This window comes from Rhizobium sp. FG96, assembly GCF_057808655.1.
Genome location: NZ_JBMDIL010000002.1, coordinates 366,072 through 387,580 on the forward strand (window position 1 = coordinate 366,072; position 21,509 = coordinate 387,580).

Sequence of the window (21,509 nt, forward strand, 5' to 3'; positions counted from 1 at the left end):
AGCGATCGCCGGAATGGAACAACATCACCGGTTTTGAAGTTCGACACCCAAAGAACGGAGTGTCCGGCGTGGCGGCGAGAACGTTCCATCGATATGCGCGATCACAGGATGTGCCTAACACAGCCGTGCGCCTGATCCTGCGGGTCATCGAGGATAGTGTCGTCGCCGATGTCGAATGGCCGGCAAATGCCGAGACGGATGGAGGAAACTATCTCTACCCGACCTATGTGCCGCTGGCGATCGAGCGGGCCGAGGATGTCCGTGTGCACTACGGATTCATCGAGGTCGCGGTCGTGACCGGCAATCCGGATCTCTGGAACGAAGCTTGGGGCAGCCTGGTCTGATCAACGGATTTTCCAGCCTAGCACGCGCTCATATTCGGCTTCCGTGCGGCCATAGCTGCCATTGGCCTGCTGCTTCAGGCCCTCGCGGTCGATGATGGTGATCTCGGAGCGGTGCGAGCGGATCAGCCCCTTGCCCTCCAGCATATGCAGCGCGACGGTGACACCGGGGCGGCGCACGCCGAGCATGATCGACAGGAACTCATGGGTCAGCGCCAGTTTCTGCCCCTCGATGCGATCATGAACCATGAGCAGCCAGCGGGCCAGCCGGTTTTCCAGCACGGTATGGCCGTTGGTCCAGGCGGTCGAGGCGACCTGCAGGTTCAGCGCCCGGGTGAAGCGGCCGAAATGGCGGCGCATCTGCGGCCGGGCGTCCATCAGTTCCATGAGCTCCCCGGACCGTATGCGATAGGCCTCGCCGGGGATCTGGATATAGGTCTTGAATGGCCCCTGGTCGTCCCAGAGCACCAGTGATGAGCCGACAAAGCCTTCCCAGCCGATGACGCCGACTTCGATATCGCGGCCGCGCGACATCGAGGCGATGGTCGAGGCGAGGCCGCTTTCCATGAAATAGGCAAATTCCAGCGGCTGGTTGGGCTTCTCCACCTCTTCGCCGAGCGGCAGTAAGACGCGCTCCAGCAGCGGCTCCAGCTTGGCGAAATCGGCGGCTGGCAGCGTCGAAATCATGAAATTCCGGAAGATCGCTTGCCGGGTATTCACAGTTCAAAGCTCCAGAAGTGCGTAGGCCTTGCCCGTCGGTTTCTCGATATGGGCAGCAACGTTGAAAACAGGGGCACCGCCCGGTGTGCGGCCCTCATAGGTGCCGCGATGGGCATGGCCGTGGACGACGGCATCGACCTTGAAACGGTCGATGGTCTCGGCAAGACGCGAGGAGCCGAGGAACGGATAGATTTCCAGCGGCTCTCCGGCCACAGTCTCGGCGATCGGCGCATAATGCAGGATCACCATGGATTTTTCGGCGCGCACCTGGCGCATGGCGTTTTCCAGCCGCATCGATTCCTCGACACTTTCGGCCACCATCGCCTTGATGGCGCTTTCGCCGAAAGAGCCCAGCATGTGGCGGCCGAAGCCGCCGGCAAAGCCCTTGACGCCGACGAAGCCGACGCCCGAAATCTCGGCGGCCTGGCCGTTGAGAAGCTTGACGCCGGCACCCGTCAGGATCTGCGTCACGTCATCGACCGAGCCGCTTTCATGGTCGTGATTGCCAAGCACGGCGACAACGGGAACGGTGCAGCTGCGCAGGTCGGCTGCAAGCAGTTCCGCTTCCTTCGGTTTGCCGAGATCGGTCAGGTCGCCGGCCATGACGAGAACGTCGGCGACGCTCGATATTTCGCCGAACAGCTCCTTGTAGGATTTCCCGCCGTCTTCCTTCACGTGCAGGTCGGCGACGGCGGCGACGCGGACCTTTCTATTCTTCTCAGCCATCTCGATCTTCCCATTCGCCACGGGGCTGGCCCTCGCCGCCGACATCGGCAAAGCCCCATTCCTTGACGTCTATTTCGAAATCGACGCGCGAATACATGCGGCCGCGGCAGATGCGCATCTGCGGCAGGGGCAGTTCGCGCTGGGCGGCCAGACGCTCCAGGAGTTCGTCGAGCAGCCATTGCGGAACCTTGTCGCGCTCGGTCGGGTAGATCCAGCGGAAGTTCAAAATGGCGATCAACAGCACTTCCCAGTGCACTTCCATGTATCCGAGCAGCTTTCGCCAATCGATCTTGTCATGGGCGCGCAGGATGACATGGGCGATGTCGGCGCCGTCATAGCGGTGGCGCAGCTGCACGAAGAATTTCGACCATAGCAGCTCGGTCGGACTGATGATCCAGACCGGAGAACCGCACATTTCCACCTGCCGGGCATCCTGAAACCAGTCGTCGCCGACCGGCATGGTGCCGTTGGTCGAGGCGAAGATCACGTCGAAGAAGTGCTTGCCCTTGAAGACCTTGCCGAGCCAGCGCTCGTCTTCGACCTCGACGACATAGCCCTTCTCCTTGAAATGTCCGAGGATACGGCCGTAGTCGCCTGCCTTGCAGAAGATGTCGAAATCCTTCGTCTGCCGGGTAATGCCGGTATAGGCGCAGACCGCATAGGTGCCGGCGACCAGGAACGGGATCTTGCAATCGACAAGTTCGCGCACGGCATCGGCGACGAAGGGCTCTGCGTCCGGATCGATCAGCTGCGGAACGGCCCGCGCCTTCATCAGCGCCGGGTTCGCCTTGCCTTTCTTTGTCGCTGTCGCCGTGGTGTTCATCACCCGTCCTTTGCGTCACAAACCGGCATGTCCGGCCGAACGGAAGGCCCGTCTCAGAGCAGGACCTGTTCAAGGCGGATCGGAGGACGGCGCTTGGCAGCCATCAGCAGATCCAGTTCGATCGACGACGGGCCGAAGCGCGAGAAGAGGTCTTCTGCCTGGTCATCTTCCAGGCCATATTTTTCCGCAAATTCGCTCAGACTGTAGGGACGGCCACGCAGGGTGCGGCCGCGGCGTTCGGTTTCACGGATCTGTGTCATGAGATAATTCTCCCCAGGCTCGTTGAGGAGAAGGAACCGGCGAGGCGGACAAAAGTTCCCTGTGGATGACGCGTCGAGTTGTGCCGGGGTGAGGCTGCACGTGCAGGAAGCGTTAACGCGCAGCCCCGATAATCGCGCAGGTTTAGGCGCTTGGAGACAAGACGTGAAGCGCAGTGATATCAGGCAGTTCTACATGCGGCATCGGGTTTCGATACACGATCTTCTCATCCTCATAGCGGCGATGTTCGTCGTCGCCTATGTCGCCTTCGAGGTCGATATCTTCGTCACCGAAGGCGCGGTCAGCGCGGCCGAGGAGACGATCGAGCTCGATGAGGCGCTGATGCTGGGCGGGCTGCTCGCCGTCGGCATGCTGGTCTTTGCCGTGCGCCGCTACATCGACCAGAAGCGTGAGACGGCGCGCCGCATCGTTGCCGAGCGCAAGGCACGCGAACTGGCCTTTCAGGATCCGTTGACGGGTCTCGCCAACCGGCGCCAGTTCGACGACGCGCTGCGCGTCGCGGCTTCCTCGCCGCCGGCGGCCGGCCAGCAGCACGGCATTTTCCTGCTCGATCTCAACGGTTTCAAGAAGATCAATGACAACTATGGCCACGGCGCCGGTGACGAGGTGCTGCTGATCGTCGCCCAGCGCCTTCTTTCCGCAGTGCGGCCCGGCGATCTCGTCGCCCGTCTCGGCGGCGATGAATTCGTCATCCTGGCGCCGCATCTCTTGGGCGCCGAAGCCGCGACGACGCTCGCGATGCGCATCGTCCAGGCCTTTGCCGATCCGATCGCCACCGGCACGATCATCCACCAGATCGGCACCGGGATCGGCATCTCGCTCTATCCGCGGGATGGCGAACAGCCGAGCGAACTGGTGCGAAAGGCGGATGTCGCGCTCTACCGCGCCAAGGGCGAGCAGCGCTCGGCGATCCGCTTCTTCGAAGAGGAAATGGATCTGCTCCTGAAGGAGCGGGGCCGCATGGAAGTGGCGCTACGCAAGGCGATGGCGGACGGCGCCATCGAACCGCGCTTCCGGCCCTCCTTCGATCTCAACACCGGGGAAGTGACCGCTTTCGAGGCCGTGCCCTATTGGGAAATGGAAGAGACAGAAGTGCCCGTCGAGCGCTTCCTGGCAATCGCCGAAGAGACCGGCATGATCCATGCGCTGTTCGAAAGCGTGCTCAAACGCGCCTGCGCCGGAGCGCGCAACTGGCCGCCCGAAACCAGGTTGTCGATCGATATCTTCCCCGGTCAGCTGCGGGATGCCAATCTCGGCCAGACCATCCTGTCGATCCTGAAGACCTGCAATTTCGATCCCCACCGGCTGGAAGTGGAAATCGCCGAGGCAACGCTGGTGCGCGATTTCGAGACCGCCAAGCAGGCGCTGGCGCCACTGCGCGAAACCGGCGTGACGATGACGCTCGACCATTTCGGCACCGGCTATTCCAATCTCTACCACATCCAGGAATTCAAGCTCGACAAGGTGAAGATCGACCGGCGCTTCACGGAAAATCTGAACGACGACCGTTCGGCGCGGATGATGCGGGCGCTTGCCGGTCTCGGCCATGGATTGGGGCTGACGGTGACCGCCGATGGCATCGAGGGCGACGCCTCGCCGCTGATCTCCTCGGGCATCGAACATGGCCAGGCGGTGACCGCTCTGGTGACCGTCGACGAGGCGGCGATGCTCTTCCGCAAGGCCAGCGTGTAGCGGTTCGAAGGCGTCCCGGTACACGCCTTCCTCCCGGAAATGTCAGAAGAGAACTGAAAAATATCCGCAATTCCGCGGATCGTTTGCTTTCATTGTCAGCGCTTTGCCCTTATCTTGGGCCATCCTTGTCGATGTTATAGGCTTCTTTTGTTAGTCGAAATCATTATCGTGGTATTGCTCACCGTTCTGAACGGTGTGCTCGCCATGTCCGAACTTGCTGTCGTTTCTTCCCGTCCCGCCCGTCTTAAAGTTCTCGCCGATCACGGAAGCCGGGGCGCTACCCAAGCTATCAGACTTGCTGAAAATCCCGGACGCTTTCTGTCCACCGTGCAGATCGGCATCACGCTGGTCGGCGTTCTCTCGGGTGCCTTTTCGGGCGCCACCCTCGGTGGCCGCCTGACACAGTGGCTCTCCGAGCAGGGCGTTGGCCCCGCACTCTCCGATGCGCTCGGCGTCGGTACCGTCGTCGTCGCCATCACCTATCTGTCGCTGATCGTCGGCGAACTCGTGCCGAAGCAGATCGCCCTGCGTGAGCCGGAAGCGGTTGCCGCCAAGGTGGCGCCGGCCATGGTCGTGCTGTCGAAATTCGCGCTGCCGCTCGTCTGGCTGCTCGATGCATCGGGCAAGCTGGTGCTGAGGCTGCTTGGCCAGTCCGGCAAGGTCAGCGATGGCGTGACCGACGAAGAGATCAAGACCGTTCTTGCCGAGGCGCAGAGCGCCGGCGTTATCGAGAGCGAAGAATCGGCAATGATTTCAGGCGTTATGCGCCTGGCCGACCGCACGGCGCGCGCGCTGATGACGCCGCGTCGCGATGTCGAGGTCGTCGATATCGACGACACTCCGGAAGAAATCCGCAAGCAGCTGCAAGAGACGCGCCGTTCGCGCGTTCCGGTGCGCCGCGGCAGTTCCGACGAAGTCTTCGGCGTGCTCTTCGTCAAGGATTACTATGACGCGATGAACAGCAACGGCCATGCGGATATCCAGGCGCTGGCCCACGAAGTCCCCGTCATCTCGGACCTGTCGACCGCCACCCACGCGATCCAGGCGATCCGCAAGTCGCCGGTTCATATGGTGCTCGTCTATGACGAATACGGCCATTTCGAAGGCATCATCTCGTCCGGCGACATCATGGAAGCGATCATGGGCGCGTTGCTCGAAGGTCCGTCCGAAGAGCAGGCGATCGTTCGCCGCACCGATGGTTCCTACCTCGTTTCCGGCTGGACGCCGATCGACGAATTCGCCGAGTTCATGAGCTTCAAGCTTGATGACGACATCGAGTTCCAGACGGTTGCGGGCCTGATCCTCGAGGAACTGAAGCACCTGCCGGAACTCGGCGAGAGCTTCGTCAAGAACGGCTGGCGCTTCGAGGTCATCGATCTCGACGGCCGCCGCGTCGACAAGATCCTCGTCTCGGCAGAGGTCGAGGAAAGCGAAGCGCGGTCGGCCTGACGCCGGCCGCCTGTGGAAATCTTACCCGGCTTACCGCGCTGCTTCACGTCCGCCTAAAACGCGGCTAGGTTTCTGCAACCCTGAATGCAGGAACCTCGATGCAAGACTTGCGACGTTTCTTAGCCAAGCCTGCAGCGGTGGCGATCGTGCTCTTTGCGCGCGCCATCACCGCCGTGCGTGCCATCTGGTCGGGCGAGGGGCTGCCGCCCCGCCGCTGCGTCTATTTTGCCAATCATTCCAGCCATGGCGATTTCATTCTCGTCTGGGCGGTGCTGCCGCCCCGGATGCGGCGGCGCGCCCGGCCGGTCGCTGGTGCCGAATACTGGCTGAAGTCATCGCTCAGCACCTTCATCGGCCGCGATGTCTTCAACTCGGTGTTGATCCAGCGTGACAGGGAGCACCGGACCGAGGACCCGATCGAGCAGATGGCAGCGGCGATCGACAGCGGTTCGTCGCTGATCGTCTTTCCCGAAGGCACGAGAAATCAGACCGAGGAGCCGCTCCTGCCCTTCAAGAGCGGCATCTTCCATCTCGCCGAGGCGCGGCCGGAGCTCGATTTCGTGCCCGTCTGGATCAACAATCTCAACCGCGTCATGCCGAAGGGAGAGATCGTGCCGATCCCGCTGATCTGCACCGTCACCTTCGGCAGCCCGATGCGGCTTGAGCCGGGAGAGGCCAAGGAGGCATTTATCGAGCGGACGCGCGCGGCATTGCTGGCGCTGTCTCCCAAACATGCAGGGGCTGCGGAATGAACGAGGCTCAATCCGATCTCATCACCCTGGTTCTCGGCATCTTTGGCATCCTGATCGTCGCTTCGGCGGTCGGCTATGTGCTGCAGAAGAAATTCTCGCCCGACGGTGCAAACAGCGCCATCGAAAACCTGAATGCCCGCATCAAGGCCTGGTGGATCATGGTGATCTTCATCGGCATCGCCTTCCTGGCGGGCCGGGCGGGCGTCATCATCCTTTTCGCCTTCTGCTCGTTTGCGGCTCTGCGCGAATTCATCACACTCACGAACACCAAACGGGCTGATCACTGGGCGCTGGCGTCGGCCTTCTTCGTGGTCCTGCCGATCCAGTACTATCTGCTTTGGGCGGAGGAATACGGCATCTATTCCATCTTCGTGCCCGTCTATGCCTTCCTGCTGATGCCGATCGTCTCGGTGCTGCGCGGCGATACCGAGCGCTTCCTGATCCGCATTGCCGAAGTGCAATGGGCGCTGATGATCTGCGTCTTCTGCGCCTCGCACGTGCCGGCACTGCTGACCTTGACCATCCCGGGTTACGAGGGCCGCAATGTGCTCCTCATCGCCTTCCTGGTCATCGTCGTGCAGCTTTCCGACGTGCTGCAATATGTCTGGGGCAAGCTGTTTGGCCGCACCAAGATCGCCCCGAAACTCTCGCCGTCGAAGACGGTCGAGGGCTTCGTCGGTGGCGTGGCGAGCGCCACGCTGATCGGTGCGGCGCTCTGGTGGATTACCCCGTTCACGCCCTTCCAGGCCGGCCTTCTGGCGCTGATCATCACGCTGATGGGCTTCTTCGGCGGCCTCGTCATGTCGGCGATCAAGCGTGACCGGGGCGTCAAGGACTGGGGCCATATCATCGAGGGCCATGGCGGTCTGATCGATCGTCTCGATTCCGTCGTCTTCTCGGCGCCGATCTTCTTCCACCTCGTCCGCTACTGGTGGTCGCTGACATGAGCGGCCTCGTCGCGCGGCTTGGCCGAAGCAGCGCCGTCCATGTTGCCTTTGCCTTCGTGGCGATGGGGAGCTGGGCGCTGTTTGCCAACCGCGCCTATCCACTGCCGCGCATGCTCCTGGCAGGTCTGGTGCAAGGCGCACTGTCGGGCTGCCTGACGCTGTTTCTGAAGCGCGTGGTCGAGAGACTGTCGGCGATATTCTCCGGCCCGCTTCGCCTCGTCGCGCCGCCGGTGATCGCCTTGTTGGGTTCGGCGACGCTGCTCGTCACCTTCCACTCGCTGAGCGGCACGCCTGAAATTCTGAAGACGATTACCGTGCCGCTTCTCGTTTCGACGAGCTATGCCGCGCTCTATAATTATTCGATATCGAAAGGGAGGAGCTGACGTGACCGAGACCGGAGACCGCCGTCCGCTGACGAGCCGCAACAGCTGGTGGGCGCAGTCGACCGCGCGCTGGCTCGCCGGAAAATCGGTCACGCCTAACCAGATCTCGCAGGCGAGCATCCTTGCTGCGGCGCTCGCCGGTCTGTTCTTCTATTTCGCGGGACAGGAGACGGGCTCCGCCCGCATCGTCTTCCTCGTTCTGGCAGCGCTCTCCTGCCAGCTCCGCCTGCTCTGCAACCTGTTCGATGGCATGGTCGCCGTCGAGGGCGGCAAGGCAGCGGCCGACGGGCCATTCTGGAACGAGTTTCCGGACCGCGCCGCCGATATCCTGATCTTTGCCGGCATCGGTCTCGGCATCGGCTATCCCGGCCTCGGCTGGGCTGCGGCCGCCTTCGCGGTGTTGACCGCCTATGTCCGCGAACTCGGTCGCGCTTCGGGGCAGGGCGCCGATTTCTCCGGCCCGATGGCCAAGCAGCACCGCATGGCAACGGTCACCGCCGCCGCCGTCCTGTCGATCTTCGAACCGTTCGCCGGGCTTCACAACGACATCCTGTGGGCAGCGCTCTGGATCGTCGCCATCGGCGCCGCATTCACGGCGCTGAGACGCAGCCGCAATCTGATTCGGGCGATGAAGGGCCGGGTCTGAGGGCTAGTGGCCGTTCATCAGCGCGAGCACGGCGGCCCGATCGGGTGCACCGAGACGTCCGCCGAAGATGGTGCATTTCAGCGCTGCCGCGGCCGATGCCATCCGGATCGACTCCTGCGTCGCCAATCCCTCGGCGGTCAGCAGTGCATAAGCGCCGTGAAAGATATCGCCCGCTGCGAGCGTGTCGACAGCCTTGACCGGGAAGGTCGCAACATGCGCGACCCTCCTCGTCGCCTTGTTCCACCAATAGCACCCATGCTCGCCTGCGGTGACCGCGACCAACGCATGCGGATAGCGTCGCTTGAGGATCGCTGCTGCTTCGCCGGGATCGGGGCTATCCGACAGCAGATGCGCGGCGGGCTCGGAGAAGAGCAGGTGGTCGCCTTCGGCTGCCAGCATATCGAGCGTGGCCGCGGGCGCGACGTCGCCGTCGAGGATTGCGGGTATTCCCGCCTGTCGGGCCGCGCGCAATACCTTGACAGCCAGCGCAGGCCAGCGGACGTCCACCATGACGGCATCGAAGCCGGCGAGGTCGCCGGGCGTGACGTCGCGGATCTCGTGGCGAAGGCGCTTGTCGTAAAAGGGTACGATCAGCCGCTCGCCGTCATCGTCGATCAGGATCGTCGACACCGCCGAGCGCGCTCCGGCCGCCTGCAGCACGCCGCCGACATTTATGCCGGCATCCGCAAGCTCCGATGTTATCTGCTGACCGGCGGCATCATCCCCGACGGCGGCCCAAAGGCTTGCGATGCCGCCAAGCTTCACGGCGGCATAGGCGGCGCTCGAAGCCATTCCCTCCGCGACCTGAAGCATTTCATCAGGCAGCACCTTGCCGGGTCGCGCCGGAATGGAGCGCACGCGAAACAGCGTGTCGAGGACGGCAGCGCCGACGAAGAGCACATGGCGGGCGTTGGCCGGGTGGTTCATCGCTGAGGTCAGATCCGGTGGCCGGTGGCTTTGTCGAACAGGTGGATATGAGCAGGATCGATCGAGACCGTCAGGCGATCACCGAAGCCGATCGTCAGCCGCTCGCGGAACAGGCAGGAGATTTCCTCGTCGCCGCAGTCGAGCTTGGCGAAAATCTCCGATCCGGTGCCTTCGACCAACCCGACCGTTCCGGCAATGCCGGTTGCGGTGCTGCGGATATGTTCCGGGCGGACACCGTAGACCAGGGGGCCGAACGATGGGGACTGCTTGATGCTTTCAGGGAGCGGCAGGACAAGACCCTTGTCCGTGCGGAATACGCCTTCCTCGATCCGGCCGTCCAGAAAGTTCATCGACGGCGAGCCGATGAAACCCGCGACGAAGAGGTTGGCGGGGCGGTCGTAAAGCTCCAGCGGTGCGCCGACCTGCTCGATCACGCCGTCATGCAGGACGACGATCTTGTCGGCCATTGTCATGGCCTCGATCTGGTCGTGCGTCACATAGATCGTCGTCGTCTTGATGCGCTGATGCAGGGACTTGATCTCGGCGCGCATTTGCACGCGCAGCTTGGCGTCGAGGTTTGACAACGGCTCGTCGAACAGGAAGACCTGCGGGTCGCGTACCAGGGCGCGGCCCATGGCAACGCGCTGACGCTGGCCGCCGGAAAGTTGCTTCGGATAACGGTCCAGCAGCTTTTCGAGACCGAGGATCGCCGCCGCCTTGTTCACCCTGCCGGAGATCTCGGCCGCGTCGGCCTTCTTCAGCTTCAGCGCAAAGCCCATGTTGTCGGCAACGCTCATATGCGGATAGAGCGCGTAGTTCTGGAACACCATGGCGATATCGCGGTCGCGGGCCGGCAGATTGCTGACGTCACGTGCGCCGATGCGGATCTCGCCGTCGCTGGTCTCCTCGAGGCCGGCGATCATCCGGAGCAATGTGGACTTGCCGCAGCCCGACGGTCCCACAAGCACAACGAATTCGCCGTCGGCGATATCGACATCGATGCCGTGGATGACGTTGACGGAGCCGAAGCGCTTCTGGACATTCCTGATATTGACGGTTGCCATGTAATCGTTCCCTGTATGCGGCCTGTCAGCCGCCCTTGACTGCGCCGGCCGTGAGGCCCGCAACGATCTGTCTCTGCGCGAACAACGTCAGCACCAGCACCGGCAGCGTGACGATCAATGCGGCGGCGGCGAGCGGCCCCCAGCTGACCTGCTCGAAGGACAGCATGTTGTAGACGGCGACCGGCAGCGTGCGCGTCTCGCGGCTTGCCAGCACGATGCCGAAGACAAAGTTGTTCCAGGAGAAGATCACCGAGAGAATGAAGGCGACGACGATGCCGGGCTTGGCGATCGGCAGCGCGACCAGCCGGAAGACCTGCCAAGGCGTGGCGCCATCGATGCTGGCGGCTTCCTCGAGCTCCATCGGCGTCGTTTCGAAATAGCCGATCATGATCCAGACGACGATCGGCACGGTGACGACGAGATGGATGATGATCTGCGGCCAGAGCGTGCCAAGCAGGTTCAGCCATTGAAACAGCAGGAAGAGCGGGATCAGGAAGGAAAGGCCCGGCGTCATGCGGGCGATCATGATCACCATCGCCGAACGCTCGGCCTTCAGCCGCGCGATGCCGTAGCCTGCCGGAACGCCGATCAGCAGGGCAAGCAGGGTCGCGCCGCCCGTCACCAGGATCGAATTCCAGAAATACAGGAAGAAATTATTCTCCTGAAAGACCTGCAGATAGTTCGACCAGGCGAAGCGTTCCGGGATCAGGATCGGCGGATAGGCGCCGTTGTCGATCTCGTATTTCAGCGACAGCGAGATCATCCAGAGGAAGAACAGGATGACGGGCGACACCATGACCAGTGCCACGAAGAACAGCCCGATGCGATCGATCGTCTTGCGCTTCATCATCGTGTCTCCACATCGGACCAGTTGGCGCGCTGGCGAACCATCATCAGCACGAAAGATAGGGCGACGATGATGACGAAAAAGATGACGGCCATCGCCGACGCATAGCCAATGTCGTAGTAGGAGAAGGCGGTGTTGTAGAGGTAGATATTGATCGTCTCCGACGCCGTGCCGGGACCGCCCTGGGTCATCGCGTAAATGATGTCGAAGCTCTTCACCGCATCGATCGAGCGGATGATGACGCCGATCATCAGGAAAGGGGCGATCATCGGCAGTGTCAGATAACGGAATTTCTGCCAGGCATTGGCGCCATCGATTTCTGCGCTCTCGAAGGGTTCGCGCGGCACGGCGGCAAGCCCGCCGAGCACGATCAGCATGATCAGCGGCGTCCACTGCCAGGTCTCGACGAGAACGAGCGACGGGATGACGCTGGTCTGGTTATATATCCATTCCTGCGGGCCGATGCCAACAAGCGACAGGAGATAGTTGAGCACGCCGAGCTGCGGATGGAACATCATCGTCCAGACCAGCGCGATTGCGACAGGCGTTGCCATCATCGGCATGACGAAAATGCCGCGCAGGAAGCCACGCAGCGGAAACTGCGCGTCAAAGATCAGGGCAGCGAGCGTGCCGAAGAAGAGAGGCGCCACGACTGCAAGCAGCGTGTAGAGCGCTGTGTGCCAGAGGGACTCCCAGAAGCGGAAATCGGTAAACAGCCTGACGTAATTGTCCAGACCCGCAAAGACGGCTGGCTGGCCAAGCGTCCAGCTGTTCACGCTCATCCAGAGCGTGAAAACCCACGGAAAGACGATGACCGCGGCAATGACGACCAGTGCCGGGATCACGAAGGGCCAGTAATTGGGAGCAAGCCGCAGCTTGCCCCCGTTCTTGGCAGCGCTATCGCTCCGCGCGGTTTCCATGCTCACGGCTGCCATTATCCCTCGCTTCGTGCCAGGACCGGCTCGAACTGCGCGGTTGCGGTCTTCAGTTCGGCAGCCGGATCGGCGCCGCCGATCATGTTGGTGAGGCCGACGCCGTAGATGTCGCGGAACTCGGTGACCGGGATGATGACCGGCAGAGCCAGCTGCGAGACCTTTGCCGAAGCGGCAACGGCATCGACCCATGCGCTCGGCATCTTGACGCCTTCGCGGACCTTCGGATCCTCGAGAACGGAGTTGCGGAACGGCACGCCGGCACCGGCCTGCAGCAGACGGGCACCCATCTCCTTGGAAATGACCCACTGGCAAAACAGGTAGGCGGCTTCCTTGTTCTTGCTGGCAGCGACCACGCCGATGCCGTCACCGGTCGTGGCAGCGGCCTGAGCCTTCGGGCCCTTCGGCATCACGCCATAGCCGACCTTGCCGACAACGCGGGACTTTTCCGGGTTCTCGATCGGCGGCGCGAAGCCGACGCCGTCGAGCCACATGCCGATCTTGCCCTGAAGGAAGGCCGACTGCGCCTCCGCCCAGTTGAAGCCGGAAACGCCGACGGGCGCGGCCTTGGTCATCAGTTCCTGATACATCTTTGCTGCAGCGACCGCTTCGTCGGAAGTCGTGCGCAGCTTGCCATCCGGGCCGAGCGGCGTCCCGCCGTAACCGAGCATGAGCGTCGTCCAGACGGGAACGTTGGCGTTTTTCAGGCCGCGGGCGACGAAGCCGTAGGTATTTGTGCTCTTGTCGGTGAGGGCTTCGGCAGCCTTGACCATTTCCTCGAAGGTCGAGGGGTAGGACAGGCCCTTCTTCTCGAAGAGTTCCTTGTTCCAGTAGACGATCCAGTAATCGACCGAGAAGGGAAGCGAACGCAGCTTGCCGTCGGAATCCTTGGCGAAGGTCAGGCCGGCTTCGGCGAAATCGCTCTCGACGAGCGACGGGTCGGTGAGCGACGGATCCTTGACGAATTCGCTGATATCGGCGAGCCAGCCGCCCTTTTCGAACTGGCGCTTCTGGACGTGATAGCTGAGATGCACGACATCGAAGCTCGGCTTGCCGGAAGACAGCTCGATCGTCGTCTTCTGACGCTGCTGCTGTTCCGGCGTTGCCTCGGCATTGACCTTGATGCCGGTCATCTCTTCGAATTCGCTGAGATACTTGAGAATGGTCTCGCTGCGCGGGCTCTTGATGAGATTGACCTCGAGCGTCGTGCCGGCGAAGCGCTTCCAGTCGACGGCTGCCGATGCCGACTTGACGCCGAGCAGACCGGCGGCGCCGATCGCGGCCGATCCCGCGAGGAACCCGCGACGTGTGGGATTGATGAATGAAGATGCCATGCTAGTCTCTCCTCCTCCTTATGCCCTGCGATCTCCTCACCGCGGGCGTTTCGTCTATAATCTCAGCGCGCGGCTCCGTGCGTGATTGATATGCGCGGCGAGCGCCTCGACCGCTTCATTTGTGTTGCGCCGTTCGATCGCTTCCAGCACCCGCAGATGCTCGCCCATGACCGGGCCGACGCGGCCGTCGATGCGGAAGCGCTCCTGACTGATCAGGCGCATCTTGATGGAATTGACACGGTAGGCGTTCGAAATGATCGTGTTGCCGAGCGCATCGATGAAGGCGTCGTGCATGCCCCAGTCGACCGCCTGCGCATAGCCTTCGAGCTCGTGCGAAGCATTGCCGCCTTCGATCGCCGCGACGATCTCACGATGGGTCGCGAGCATCGCCGCAATCGTGTCGTCGGTTGCGGATTGGGTGAAAAGCGCGACGGCTTCCTTCTCCAGAAAGAGGCGCAGTTGGAAGGCTTCGCGGATCAGGTTGAGGTCGATATGGGCGATCTGCAATCCACGCTGCGGCACGGTCTTGATCAGCCCTTCGGCCTCCAGCCGCGGGATCAGTTCGCGAATGGCGCCGAGCGTCAGTCCCGTCAGTTCCACCAGACGGCGCTGGGAGACGAATTGCCCAGGGCGGACGTCGCGGGCCAGCAGATGCCGGGTAAAGCTCTCGTAAGCTTTCTCCCGCAGCGTCGGCTGCTCGTCGGCTCCATCCATGGGCTTCTCCTCGTACATTGCCGCTCAAGCCGCCTTCGTCTGGAAAAGGCTGTCGAAGGCGGCCGCAAGCTCACGCCTGCCGTCGGCGGAGATTGACGTCAAAGGCGGACGGACTGCAAGCCATGTTTCGTCGCCGGTCATGGTTGCTACCATGACTTTTACCGCCGGCGTCACCGGATGCTTGAGAAGCTCGGCAACGAAGCGCTCGACGCGGATATCATCCTTGCCGTCGACAGCCATGGCCCGCACTTCGAGCGGCGCGAAATTCGCCATGCCGGAGATAGCGCCCTGGCCGCCGAGGCGGACACCCTTGGCGAGATGACGCTCGTCACCGATCAGGATGATGAGATCGCCATGCTGGCGCAGCAGCACTTCGGTGTAGGGCCAGTCGCCCGAGGAATCCTTCACACCTGTGACGATCGACGGGAAGGCACTGCGCAGCCGGCCGATCAGCTCGATGCTGAGCGCGACCATGGTGACCGAAGGAATGTTATAGACGAGAACGTCCCGCGCCTTGTCTCCGACCTGCGCAAAAACATCCGCGTACCAGGCATAGAGGCCGTCATCGGCGACGTTCTTGAAATAGGACGGTGGAGCAAGAAGGATGTTGCGCACACCCTTCGCCAGTGCCTGTCCCATCTGATGGGCAGCATCTTCGGCCGCATCGACCAGCACGCCAACGACGATCTGCGATGGCTTGATGCCTGCGGCCAGAAAGGCGTCGATAATGCGCTCGCGCTCCTGCGTGCCGACCGAGGCGCCTTCGCCTGTCGTGCCGAACAGCGTTACGCTCTCGCATCCGGATGCGAGGCAGCGTTTCGCCTGGGCAAGCATCACATCCGCCGCGATCGCTCCGCTGCTTTTGAAAGGCGTCGCCAGAGCGACCGACAAACCAAATCCCGCCACCGTTTCATCTCCCTGAGGTCAGTGACATGTTGACTAACATGTCAGTATGCGACTGTAAACCTGTTTGTGGTGTTCCGCCGTCGCGCGGCGCGCGTGCCGAAAAAGATTGATCCCGTCGACGCCCGCCCTTACTCGATAGATGTGAGACAAGGATTCTGCCGATGACCGATACCGACCCGGCCTCCGTACCCGAGCGCAAGCGCGGCTCCGGGGTGAAGATGGTCTATGAAGTACTGCGCGACGAGATCCTCGATCTAGTGCTGCCGCCCGGCAGCCCGATCGACGAGGTGCAGCTCGCCGAGCGCTTCGGCATGTCGCGCACGCCGATCCGCGAGGCGCTGGTGCGGCTTTCGGGCGAGGGACTGATCGATACGCTGCCGAACCGCTCGACGATGGTGGCGAATATCGATTTCCTCAACATGCACACCTTCTTCGATGCTCTGGTGCTGATGTACCGGGTGACGACGCGGCTTGCGGCGCAGTATCACCGCCCCGAGGATTTGAAGGCGATCCGGGCGGAGCAGGGGCGCTTTACCGCTGCTGCCGAGGCGCAGGATGCACTGGCGATGATCGCCACCAACGCCGCGCTGCACGCGGCGATCGCCGAGGCCGGGCGCAATCCCTATTACATCAGTCTGTTCAACCGGCTGCTCGACGAGGGGCGCCGGATTCTGAGGCTTTATTACCAGTCGTATGGCGACCGGCTGCCGCAGCAATTCGTCGACGAGCACGAGGACATGATCGCCGCCATCGAGGCCCGCGACATCGACGCCGCCGACCGGCTCGCGAAGGCGCATGCCGAGCAAATCGTCGCCCAGATCCAGACGCTGTTTTCGCGAAACCAGCGACACGATATCGATTTGTGAGGCGTAGTCGATTTCTTGTCGACAAATAAAATACAAAGTGGTAGATGATATATCAGAGCTTGAAGCGCAGTTGATTTTGCGCATTTGTAGCCACGATCATTCGCTATCCGCTGAAGGAGTTTGACATGAAGGCCAAGATCTTTTCCGGCGTCATCCCGGCGCTCATGACCCCCTGCAAGAAGGACCGCACGCCTGATTTCGATCAGCTGGTGCGCAAGGGCAAGCAGCTGATCGCCGATGGCATGTCGGCCGTCGTCTATTGCGGCTCCATGGGCGACTGGCCGCTCCTCAGCGACGTGCAGCGCATGGAAGGCGTCGAGCGCCTGGTCAAGGCCGGCGTCCCGGTCATCGTCGGCACCGGTGCGGTCAACACGGCGTCCGCCGTCGCCCATGCGGCGCATGCGCAGAAGGTCGGCGCTCAGGGCCTGATGGTCATCCCGCGTGTCCTGTCGCGCGGTTCGGTCATCGCTGCCCAGAAGTCCCATTTCAAGGCGATCCTTTCGGCTGCTCCCGATCTTCCGGCTGTCATCTACAACAGCCCCTACTACGGCTTTGCCACCCGCGCCGACCTGTTCTTCGCGCTGCGCGCCGAACATTCCAACCTCGTCGGCTTCAAGGAATTCGGCGGCCCGGCTGATATGCGCTATGCGGCTGAAAACATCACCAGCCGCGACGACGGCGTCTCGCTGATGATCGGCGTCGACACCGCCGTCTTCCACGGCTTCGTCAATTGCGGCGCAACCGGCGCCATCACCGGCATCGGCAACGTCCTGCCGAAGGAAGTCATCACGCTGTGCAACCTCTCCCAGGCTGCAGCCAAGGGTGACGTCGACGCCCGCCAGCGCGCCCAGGAACTGGAACAGGCACTCGCCGTTCTCTCCTCCTTCGATGAAGGCCCGGATCTCGTGCTGTTCTTCAAGCACATGATGGTGCTGAAGGGCGACGAGGAATACACTCTGCATTTCAACCAAAGCGACGTGCTGAGCGACAGCCAGCGCGGCTATGTCGAGAGCCAGTTCAAGCTGTTCAACAGCTGGTACGCTGAGTGGAGCAAGCTCCCCGGTGCGGTTGCGAAGTACAAGGCCTGAGGGGCTTATAGGTCCTGAATTTCAAAGGGTCGGGGTTTCTCCGGCCGTTTTTGCTTTGGGCGGCTCTCCAAGCTCTTCCCTCATTCCTGTGCTCGTCACAGGAATCCAGTCACTGCGCGTCTGCGCGGTGGGAAGAGTCTCTTCGGCCCAAGGACTTGGGCCGGCTGGATCCCTGTGACAAGCACAGGGATGAGGGGGAGTTTGCGGACGCCAGCTAGCTCCAACACGCCAGGTCGGCGTTGGTGGTGAGGTCAGGCCGCTGCGCTATTCACCCCACAGAATCCAAACCAAGCGCCAGCTGACGATCAAGCTGTTCGATCTCTGCCTTGGTCAGCACAATCCCCTCGGCAAGCGACTTCACGCGTGCCGTATAGCGCCGCTGCGAGGGAAGCCGAGCGCCCTGGCCGGCGATGGCTTCGAAGAGCAGTTCGGCGCGGGCGAAGGGATCACCGGCGCGGCCGGCGGCGAAGGCCTTCGGCGAGAAGGCAAGCACCAGTTCGCCGTGGCGCGGGGCGAGCGTCGTGGTGCCGAGATAGTCGAGGACTTCAGGGCTGGTGAGGTCGCCGATCATGATGCCGGCCAGCAGTTCGACCATCGTGCTGATCGCCGAGCCCTTGTGGCCGCCGAAGGGCAGCATGGCGCCGGCGAGTGCGGCTTCCGGCTCGATCGTCGGTTCGCCATCGGCGTCGATCGCCCAGCCCTCGGGCAGCTTCTTTCCGGCGCGGCGGTGCAGCTCGATTTCGCCGCGGGCGGCGACCGAGGTGGCGAAGTCGTAGACGTAAGGCGTCTTGTCGGGGCGCGGCCAGCCGAAGGCGAGCGGGTTGGTGCCGAGCAGCGGTTTGTTGCCGCCTGCCGGCGCAACCGTCGCATAGCTTGGGCACATAACGATGGCGGCGAGACCTTCGGCGGCGACCGCCTCGACCTCCGGCCAGAGTGCGGAGAAATGCGTGCAGTCGTTGATGACGAGGGCCGCAAGGCCGGATGCGCGGGCGCGCTCGGCAAGCAGCGGCAGGCCGAGTTCGAAAGCCGGATTGGCAAAGCCGCCCCTGGCATTGACCTTGACGATCGCCGACTGCTCCGGCTGCGGCTCGACTTCGGGCACTGCATCCGGCGTCACCTTGCCCGCCTTGATGGTGCGCAGCACACCTTCGATACGGTAGATGCCGTGCGATTTGCAGGCATCGCGCTCGCCCGCGGTGATCACCCGGGTGACGGCCGCTGCCTGGATGGCATTCATCCCGGCCTTGCGGAAAATCGCCACGACGCGGGCTTCGAGCTCGGCGAGGGTCAATGTGGAAGTGTCGGTCATCTCTGTGTCCTGTCTCTCGGCCGGCGGGATTATTTCGCTGCGGGCGCCAGCTGCTGCGCGACCAGCGCCAGCCAGTAGTTGACGCCGTGAATGATCGCGTCATCGTTGAAATCATAGGCCGGGTTGTGCAGGTCGGCGCTGTCGCCGTTGCCGAGCCAGATGAAGGCGCCCGGACGCTTCTCCAGCATGTACGAGAAGTCTTCCGAACCCATGGTCGGTGGATAGTTGTCGTCGACGCGGCCGTCGCCGGCAACGCGGCGGGCGGTCGATACGGCAACCTTGGTCTTCTCGGCATCGTTGACGGTCACAGGATAGCCCGGGCGCCAGTCGATCTCGGCTTCGGCGGCAAAGGCCTTGGCGGTCATGGTGACCACCTCGCGGAAGCGGGCCTCGACGGCCTTGCGGGTCTTCGGCTGCATGGTGCGGATCGTGCCGCCGATTTTGACGGCTGGTGGGATGACGTTCAGCGCCCGCTCGCTGCCACCGTTGACATAGGTGATCGACACGACAACCGGATCGAAGGGATCGGTGAAGCGCGAGGCGATCGACTGCAGCGCGGAAATCATATGCGCCATGACGATGACGGGGTCGTGGCTGAGATGCGGAGAGGCGGCATGGCCCCCCTTGCCGTTGATGGTGATGACGAAGCGGTCGCCGCCAGCCATCAGCGGGCCGCTGCGGATCGCGAAGGAACCGACCGCGAGACCCGGCTCATTATGCATGCCATAGACTTCCTCGATGCCGAAGCGCTCGAGCACGCCTTCCTCGATCATCACCCGGCCGCCGCCGCCGCCTTCTTCAGCCGGCTGGAAGATCAGGACGGCCTTGCCGGCGAAGTCGCGGTTGGCGGCGAGATGCTTGGCGGTCGCAAGCAGCATGGCCGTGTGCCCGTCATGGCCGCAGGCATGCATCATGTTCTCGACCTTGGAGGCATAGGGAAGGTTCGTCTGCTCCGACATCGGCAGGGCGTCCATATCGCAGCGGAGCGCAATCGTCTTTCCCGCACCGCGCGAACCGTTGATGACAGCAACGACGCCGGATGTGGCGAGCCCGGTCACCACTTCATCGCAGCCGAATTCCCTCAGCTTCTCGGTCACGAGCGCCGATGTCTTCGGCAGATCGAAAAGCAGCTCCGGGTGCTGGTGGATGGTGCGGCGCCATCCTTTGGCTTCTTCAGCAAGGGCGGAGAGGGTGGAATCGGGCGTCATGGGAGCCTCCGGAAACGCATTGGCCTTCAACTGGGTAACGGCATAGCCCGCCGCCCGGCCGTTTTCCACAGTGCAGTCGTTCCAGCCCGGACTTTTTCACCGTTTCACCCAATTGGGGGCGGTAGAATCGCGACGAATATCCGATTATACTGCAATCAGTAGACGGGGAATTTGATGTATCGCGAAGAAACAATTCCTGCACTTGTCATAAAGCTTGTGTCGGTTGCCAATAAAGTCACTGATCTTTCCGATGTCGGGAAGCGAGACCTGGTGCAGGATACGGTCCTCAAGGTCGAGAACATCTGTGAATTGCTTGGAGGCAGCCACGACAATCTGCGCGTGATCGCGGATGAGTTGTGGGATGCCGTCTTCGAACTTGGTGCCGGCAAAAGCACCGATGCACAGCTGAGAGCCGCGCTTCTGGGGCTCGCCGCCGCCGCTGCCGATCTCCACAGCAGCGCCAAACCCGTTCCCGCGACGTCCCCCACCCCGCCGCGAACCATCCACTGATCCATCCCCAAACTCTCTTCGCGCGAATTAGCATCATCGAACGCTTGACATCGCTGCGGTTAAGGACGAAGCCGCATTCGGCGCCGATTGCGCCGGCATAGCGGGGCAATGCAGGAAAAATGAAACCGAGTTCAGCGACGGCGGCAGCCGGAAATGTCATCATGACAGGCATCGTCTTCATGCTGATCGGCGATATGCTTTTCGCGCTGAACGACGCGATGGGCAAATGGCTGGTGGCGAGCTTCGCGGTCGGCCAGGTGCTTGTCATTCGCTCCGTCGGCGCCTTCATCGTGCTCGGGCCGATGATTGCCCGCCAGGGGCCGGGCGCGCTGTTCCGGGTCGAGCGGAAACCGCTCCATCTGATGCGAGTGCTGATGACCACCTGCGATGTCGGCCTCTTCTATGCGGCGGTCGCCTATCTGCCGCTCGCCGATGTCATGACCTTCTATATGGCCGGGCCGATCTACGTCGCGGCGCTGTCGCATTTCTTCCTGGGTGAAAAGATCGGCTGGCGGCGCTGGCTCGCGGTCTTCGTCGGCTTTGTCGGCGTCATCATTGCGCTGCGTCCCTCCTCGGCGATGCTGTCGCTGCCGTCGCTCTTCGGCCTGGCCGGCAGTCTCTCCTTCGCGCTGACGCTCGTCATGAACCGTTATCTGCGCTCTACCAGCGACACGACGCTGGTGACCTGGCAGACACTTGCGGCGCTGGCGACCGGTATCGCCGTGGTGCTCCTGACTGGCGACTGGCGGCAGGCGAGCATGATCGACTGGGGCGGCATGCTGCTTCTCGGTGTCGTTGCCACCTGCGCGCATCTGCTGATTACCCGCGCGCTGAAACTCGCGCCGGCTTCGCTTCTCGCACCGCTGCAATATACGCTGCTGCTCTGGGCGATCGTGCTTGGCTACATCTTCTTCAGCGACGTGCCGGATGCGCAGATCATCGTCGGCGCTGTCATCATCGTGTTTGCGGGCCTCTTCATCTTCCACCGCAAGAACCTGAAAGAAACAGTCCCCGAGGAAGCGGTGCCGGTCGACGGCCACTGAACT

Annotated in this window: 24 protein-coding genes; 11 read left to right on the top strand and 13 right to left on the bottom strand. The window is 62.5% G+C overall.

The window, feature by feature from the left end:
* The first annotated feature begins 110 nt into the window (after window positions 1-110).
* Window positions 111-344 (top strand): hypothetical protein, encoded by a 234-nt coding sequence (locus ACODR6_RS04980; RefSeq protein WP_489021204.1) that lies wholly within the window; start codon window positions 111-113, stop codon window positions 342-344.
* Here ACODR6_RS04980 and ACODR6_RS04985 read toward each other — a convergent pair whose 3' ends face one another.
* The 4 genes from ACODR6_RS04985 to ACODR6_RS05000 form a co-directional block, all read right to left on the bottom strand.
* Window positions 345-1,061, bottom strand: coding sequence for a Crp/Fnr family transcriptional regulator (locus tag ACODR6_RS04985; RefSeq protein WP_489021206.1), 717 nt, complete (start codon window positions 1,059-1,061; stop codon window positions 345-347).
* 3 nt (window positions 1,062-1,064) lie between these two features.
* Window positions 1,065-1,787 (bottom strand): metallophosphoesterase family protein, encoded by a 723-nt coding sequence (locus ACODR6_RS04990; RefSeq protein ID WP_489021208.1) that lies wholly within the window; start codon window positions 1,785-1,787, stop codon window positions 1,065-1,067.
* Window positions 1,780-2,559: a nucleotidyltransferase family protein gene (locus tag ACODR6_RS04995; RefSeq protein WP_130280960.1), complete on the bottom strand. Its 780-nt coding sequence runs from the start codon at window positions 2,557-2,559 to the stop codon at window positions 1,780-1,782. Before ACODR6_RS04995 ends, ACODR6_RS04990 begins: the two co-directional genes overlap by 8 nt.
* A gap of 104 nt (window positions 2,560-2,663) precedes the next feature.
* The gene (locus tag ACODR6_RS05000; RefSeq protein ID WP_130280599.1) at window positions 2,664-2,870 is read right to left on the bottom strand and encodes a hypothetical protein; all 207 of its coding nucleotides are present in this window, start codon (window positions 2,868-2,870) and stop codon (window positions 2,664-2,666) included.
* 163 nt (window positions 2,871-3,033) lie between these two features.
* Between ACODR6_RS05000 and ACODR6_RS05005 the strand changes: the two genes are divergently transcribed.
* The 6 genes from ACODR6_RS05005 to ACODR6_RS05030 all read left to right on the top strand — a co-directional run bounded on the left by ACODR6_RS05005 (window position 3,034) and on the right by ACODR6_RS05030 (window position 8,758).
* Window positions 3,034-4,581, top strand: a complete 1,548-nt coding sequence (locus tag ACODR6_RS05005) for a putative bifunctional diguanylate cyclase/phosphodiesterase (RefSeq protein WP_489021211.1) — start codon at window positions 3,034-3,036, stop codon at window positions 4,579-4,581.
* Between the two features lie 147 nt (window positions 4,582-4,728).
* Window positions 4,729-6,030, top strand: a complete 1,302-nt coding sequence (locus ACODR6_RS05010) for a hemolysin family protein (RefSeq protein WP_112714869.1) — start codon at window positions 4,729-4,731, stop codon at window positions 6,028-6,030.
* A 98-nt stretch (window positions 6,031-6,128) separates the two neighbouring features.
* On the top strand, window positions 6,129-6,782 hold the full coding sequence (locus ACODR6_RS05015) for a lysophospholipid acyltransferase family protein (protein ID WP_489021213.1): 654 nt from the start codon (window positions 6,129-6,131) through the stop codon (window positions 6,780-6,782).
* Window positions 6,779-7,729 (top strand): phosphatidate cytidylyltransferase, encoded by a 951-nt coding sequence (locus tag ACODR6_RS05020; protein WP_112714871.1) that lies wholly within the window; start codon window positions 6,779-6,781, stop codon window positions 7,727-7,729. Before ACODR6_RS05015 ends, ACODR6_RS05020 begins: the two co-directional genes overlap by 4 nt.
* Window positions 7,726-8,112 carry a hypothetical protein gene (locus ACODR6_RS05025; RefSeq protein ID WP_489021216.1) on the top strand — a complete coding sequence of 129 codons (387 nt, stop codon included), beginning with the start codon at window positions 7,726-7,728 and terminating at the stop codon, window positions 8,110-8,112. The genes ACODR6_RS05020 and ACODR6_RS05025 overlap by 4 nt, the downstream gene beginning before the upstream one ends.
* Window position 8,113: 1 nt before the next feature.
* Entirely contained in the window at window positions 8,114-8,758 is a 645-nt protein-coding gene (locus tag ACODR6_RS05030) for a CDP-alcohol phosphatidyltransferase family protein (RefSeq protein WP_489021218.1), read from the top strand.
* A gap of 3 nt (window positions 8,759-8,761) precedes the next feature.
* Here the strand turns inward: ACODR6_RS05030 and ACODR6_RS05035 are convergent, their stop codons facing one another.
* From ACODR6_RS05035 to ACODR6_RS05065, 7 genes are read right to left on the bottom strand one after another with little or no spacing between them, the layout of a single operon-like run.
* Complete coding sequence (locus tag ACODR6_RS05035) at window positions 8,762-9,685, bottom strand: PfkB family carbohydrate kinase (protein ID WP_489021220.1); 924 nt, start codon at window positions 9,683-9,685, stop codon at window positions 8,762-8,764.
* Window positions 9,686-9,693: 8 nt separating this feature from the next.
* Entirely contained in the window at window positions 9,694-10,749 is a 1,056-nt protein-coding gene (locus tag ACODR6_RS05040; protein WP_489021222.1) for an ABC transporter ATP-binding protein, read from the bottom strand.
* A gap of 25 nt (window positions 10,750-10,774) precedes the next feature.
* Window positions 10,775-11,596, bottom strand: coding sequence for a carbohydrate ABC transporter permease (locus ACODR6_RS05045; RefSeq protein ID WP_489021533.1), 822 nt, complete (start codon window positions 11,594-11,596; stop codon window positions 10,775-10,777).
* Window positions 11,596-12,531, bottom strand: coding sequence for a carbohydrate ABC transporter permease (locus ACODR6_RS05050; protein WP_489021224.1), 936 nt, complete (start codon window positions 12,529-12,531; stop codon window positions 11,596-11,598). Before ACODR6_RS05050 ends, ACODR6_RS05045 begins: the two co-directional genes overlap by 1 nt.
* Window positions 12,531-13,862 carry an ABC transporter substrate-binding protein gene (locus tag ACODR6_RS05055; RefSeq protein WP_489021226.1) on the bottom strand — a complete coding sequence of 444 codons (1,332 nt, stop codon included), beginning with the start codon at window positions 13,860-13,862 and terminating at the stop codon, window positions 12,531-12,533. The genes ACODR6_RS05050 and ACODR6_RS05055 overlap by 1 nt, the downstream gene beginning before the upstream one ends.
* 54 nt (window positions 13,863-13,916) lie before the next feature.
* Complete coding sequence (locus ACODR6_RS05060) at window positions 13,917-14,576, bottom strand: GntR family transcriptional regulator (protein WP_112714885.1); 660 nt, start codon at window positions 14,574-14,576, stop codon at window positions 13,917-13,919.
* Between the two features lie 24 nt (window positions 14,577-14,600).
* Window positions 14,601-15,482, bottom strand: a complete 882-nt coding sequence (locus tag ACODR6_RS05065) for a dihydrodipicolinate synthase family protein (protein ID WP_199625734.1) — start codon at window positions 15,480-15,482, stop codon at window positions 14,601-14,603.
* 161 nt (window positions 15,483-15,643) lie between these two features.
* Here ACODR6_RS05065 and ACODR6_RS05070 point away from each other — a divergent pair, with 161 nt between their 5' ends.
* Both ACODR6_RS05070 and ACODR6_RS05075 read left to right on the top strand, forming a co-directional pair.
* Window positions 15,644-16,348, top strand: a complete 705-nt coding sequence (locus ACODR6_RS05070) for a GntR family transcriptional regulator (RefSeq protein ID WP_489021229.1) — start codon at window positions 15,644-15,646, stop codon at window positions 16,346-16,348.
* 125 nt (window positions 16,349-16,473) lie between these two features.
* Window positions 16,474-17,436, top strand: coding sequence for a dihydrodipicolinate synthase family protein (locus ACODR6_RS05075; RefSeq protein ID WP_489021231.1), 963 nt, complete (start codon window positions 16,474-16,476; stop codon window positions 17,434-17,436).
* Window positions 17,437-17,704: 268 nt separating this feature from the next.
* On the opposite strand, the gene ACODR6_RS05080 is transcribed toward ACODR6_RS05075, so the two are convergent.
* Both ACODR6_RS05080 and ACODR6_RS05085 read right to left on the bottom strand, forming a co-directional pair.
* The gene (locus ACODR6_RS05080) at window positions 17,705-18,745 is read right to left on the bottom strand and encodes an Ldh family oxidoreductase (RefSeq protein WP_489021233.1); all 1,041 of its coding nucleotides are present in this window, start codon (window positions 18,743-18,745) and stop codon (window positions 17,705-17,707) included.
* A gap of 29 nt (window positions 18,746-18,774) precedes the next feature.
* A complete protein-coding gene (locus ACODR6_RS05085; RefSeq protein ID WP_489021234.1) occupies window positions 18,775-19,953 on the bottom strand; it encodes a M20 aminoacylase family protein in 1,179 nt (392 codons plus the stop codon).
* A 174-nt stretch (window positions 19,954-20,127) separates the two neighbouring features.
* On the opposite strand from ACODR6_RS05085, the gene ACODR6_RS05090 reads away from it, so the two are divergent.
* Window positions 20,128-20,463 (top strand): hypothetical protein, encoded by a 336-nt coding sequence (locus ACODR6_RS05090; RefSeq protein WP_489021236.1) that lies wholly within the window; start codon window positions 20,128-20,130, stop codon window positions 20,461-20,463.
* A gap of 119 nt (window positions 20,464-20,582) precedes the next feature.
* Entirely contained in the window at window positions 20,583-21,506 is a 924-nt protein-coding gene (locus ACODR6_RS05095) for a DMT family transporter (RefSeq protein WP_199625739.1), read from the top strand.
* The last annotated feature ends 3 nt before the right edge of the window (window positions 21,507-21,509 follow it).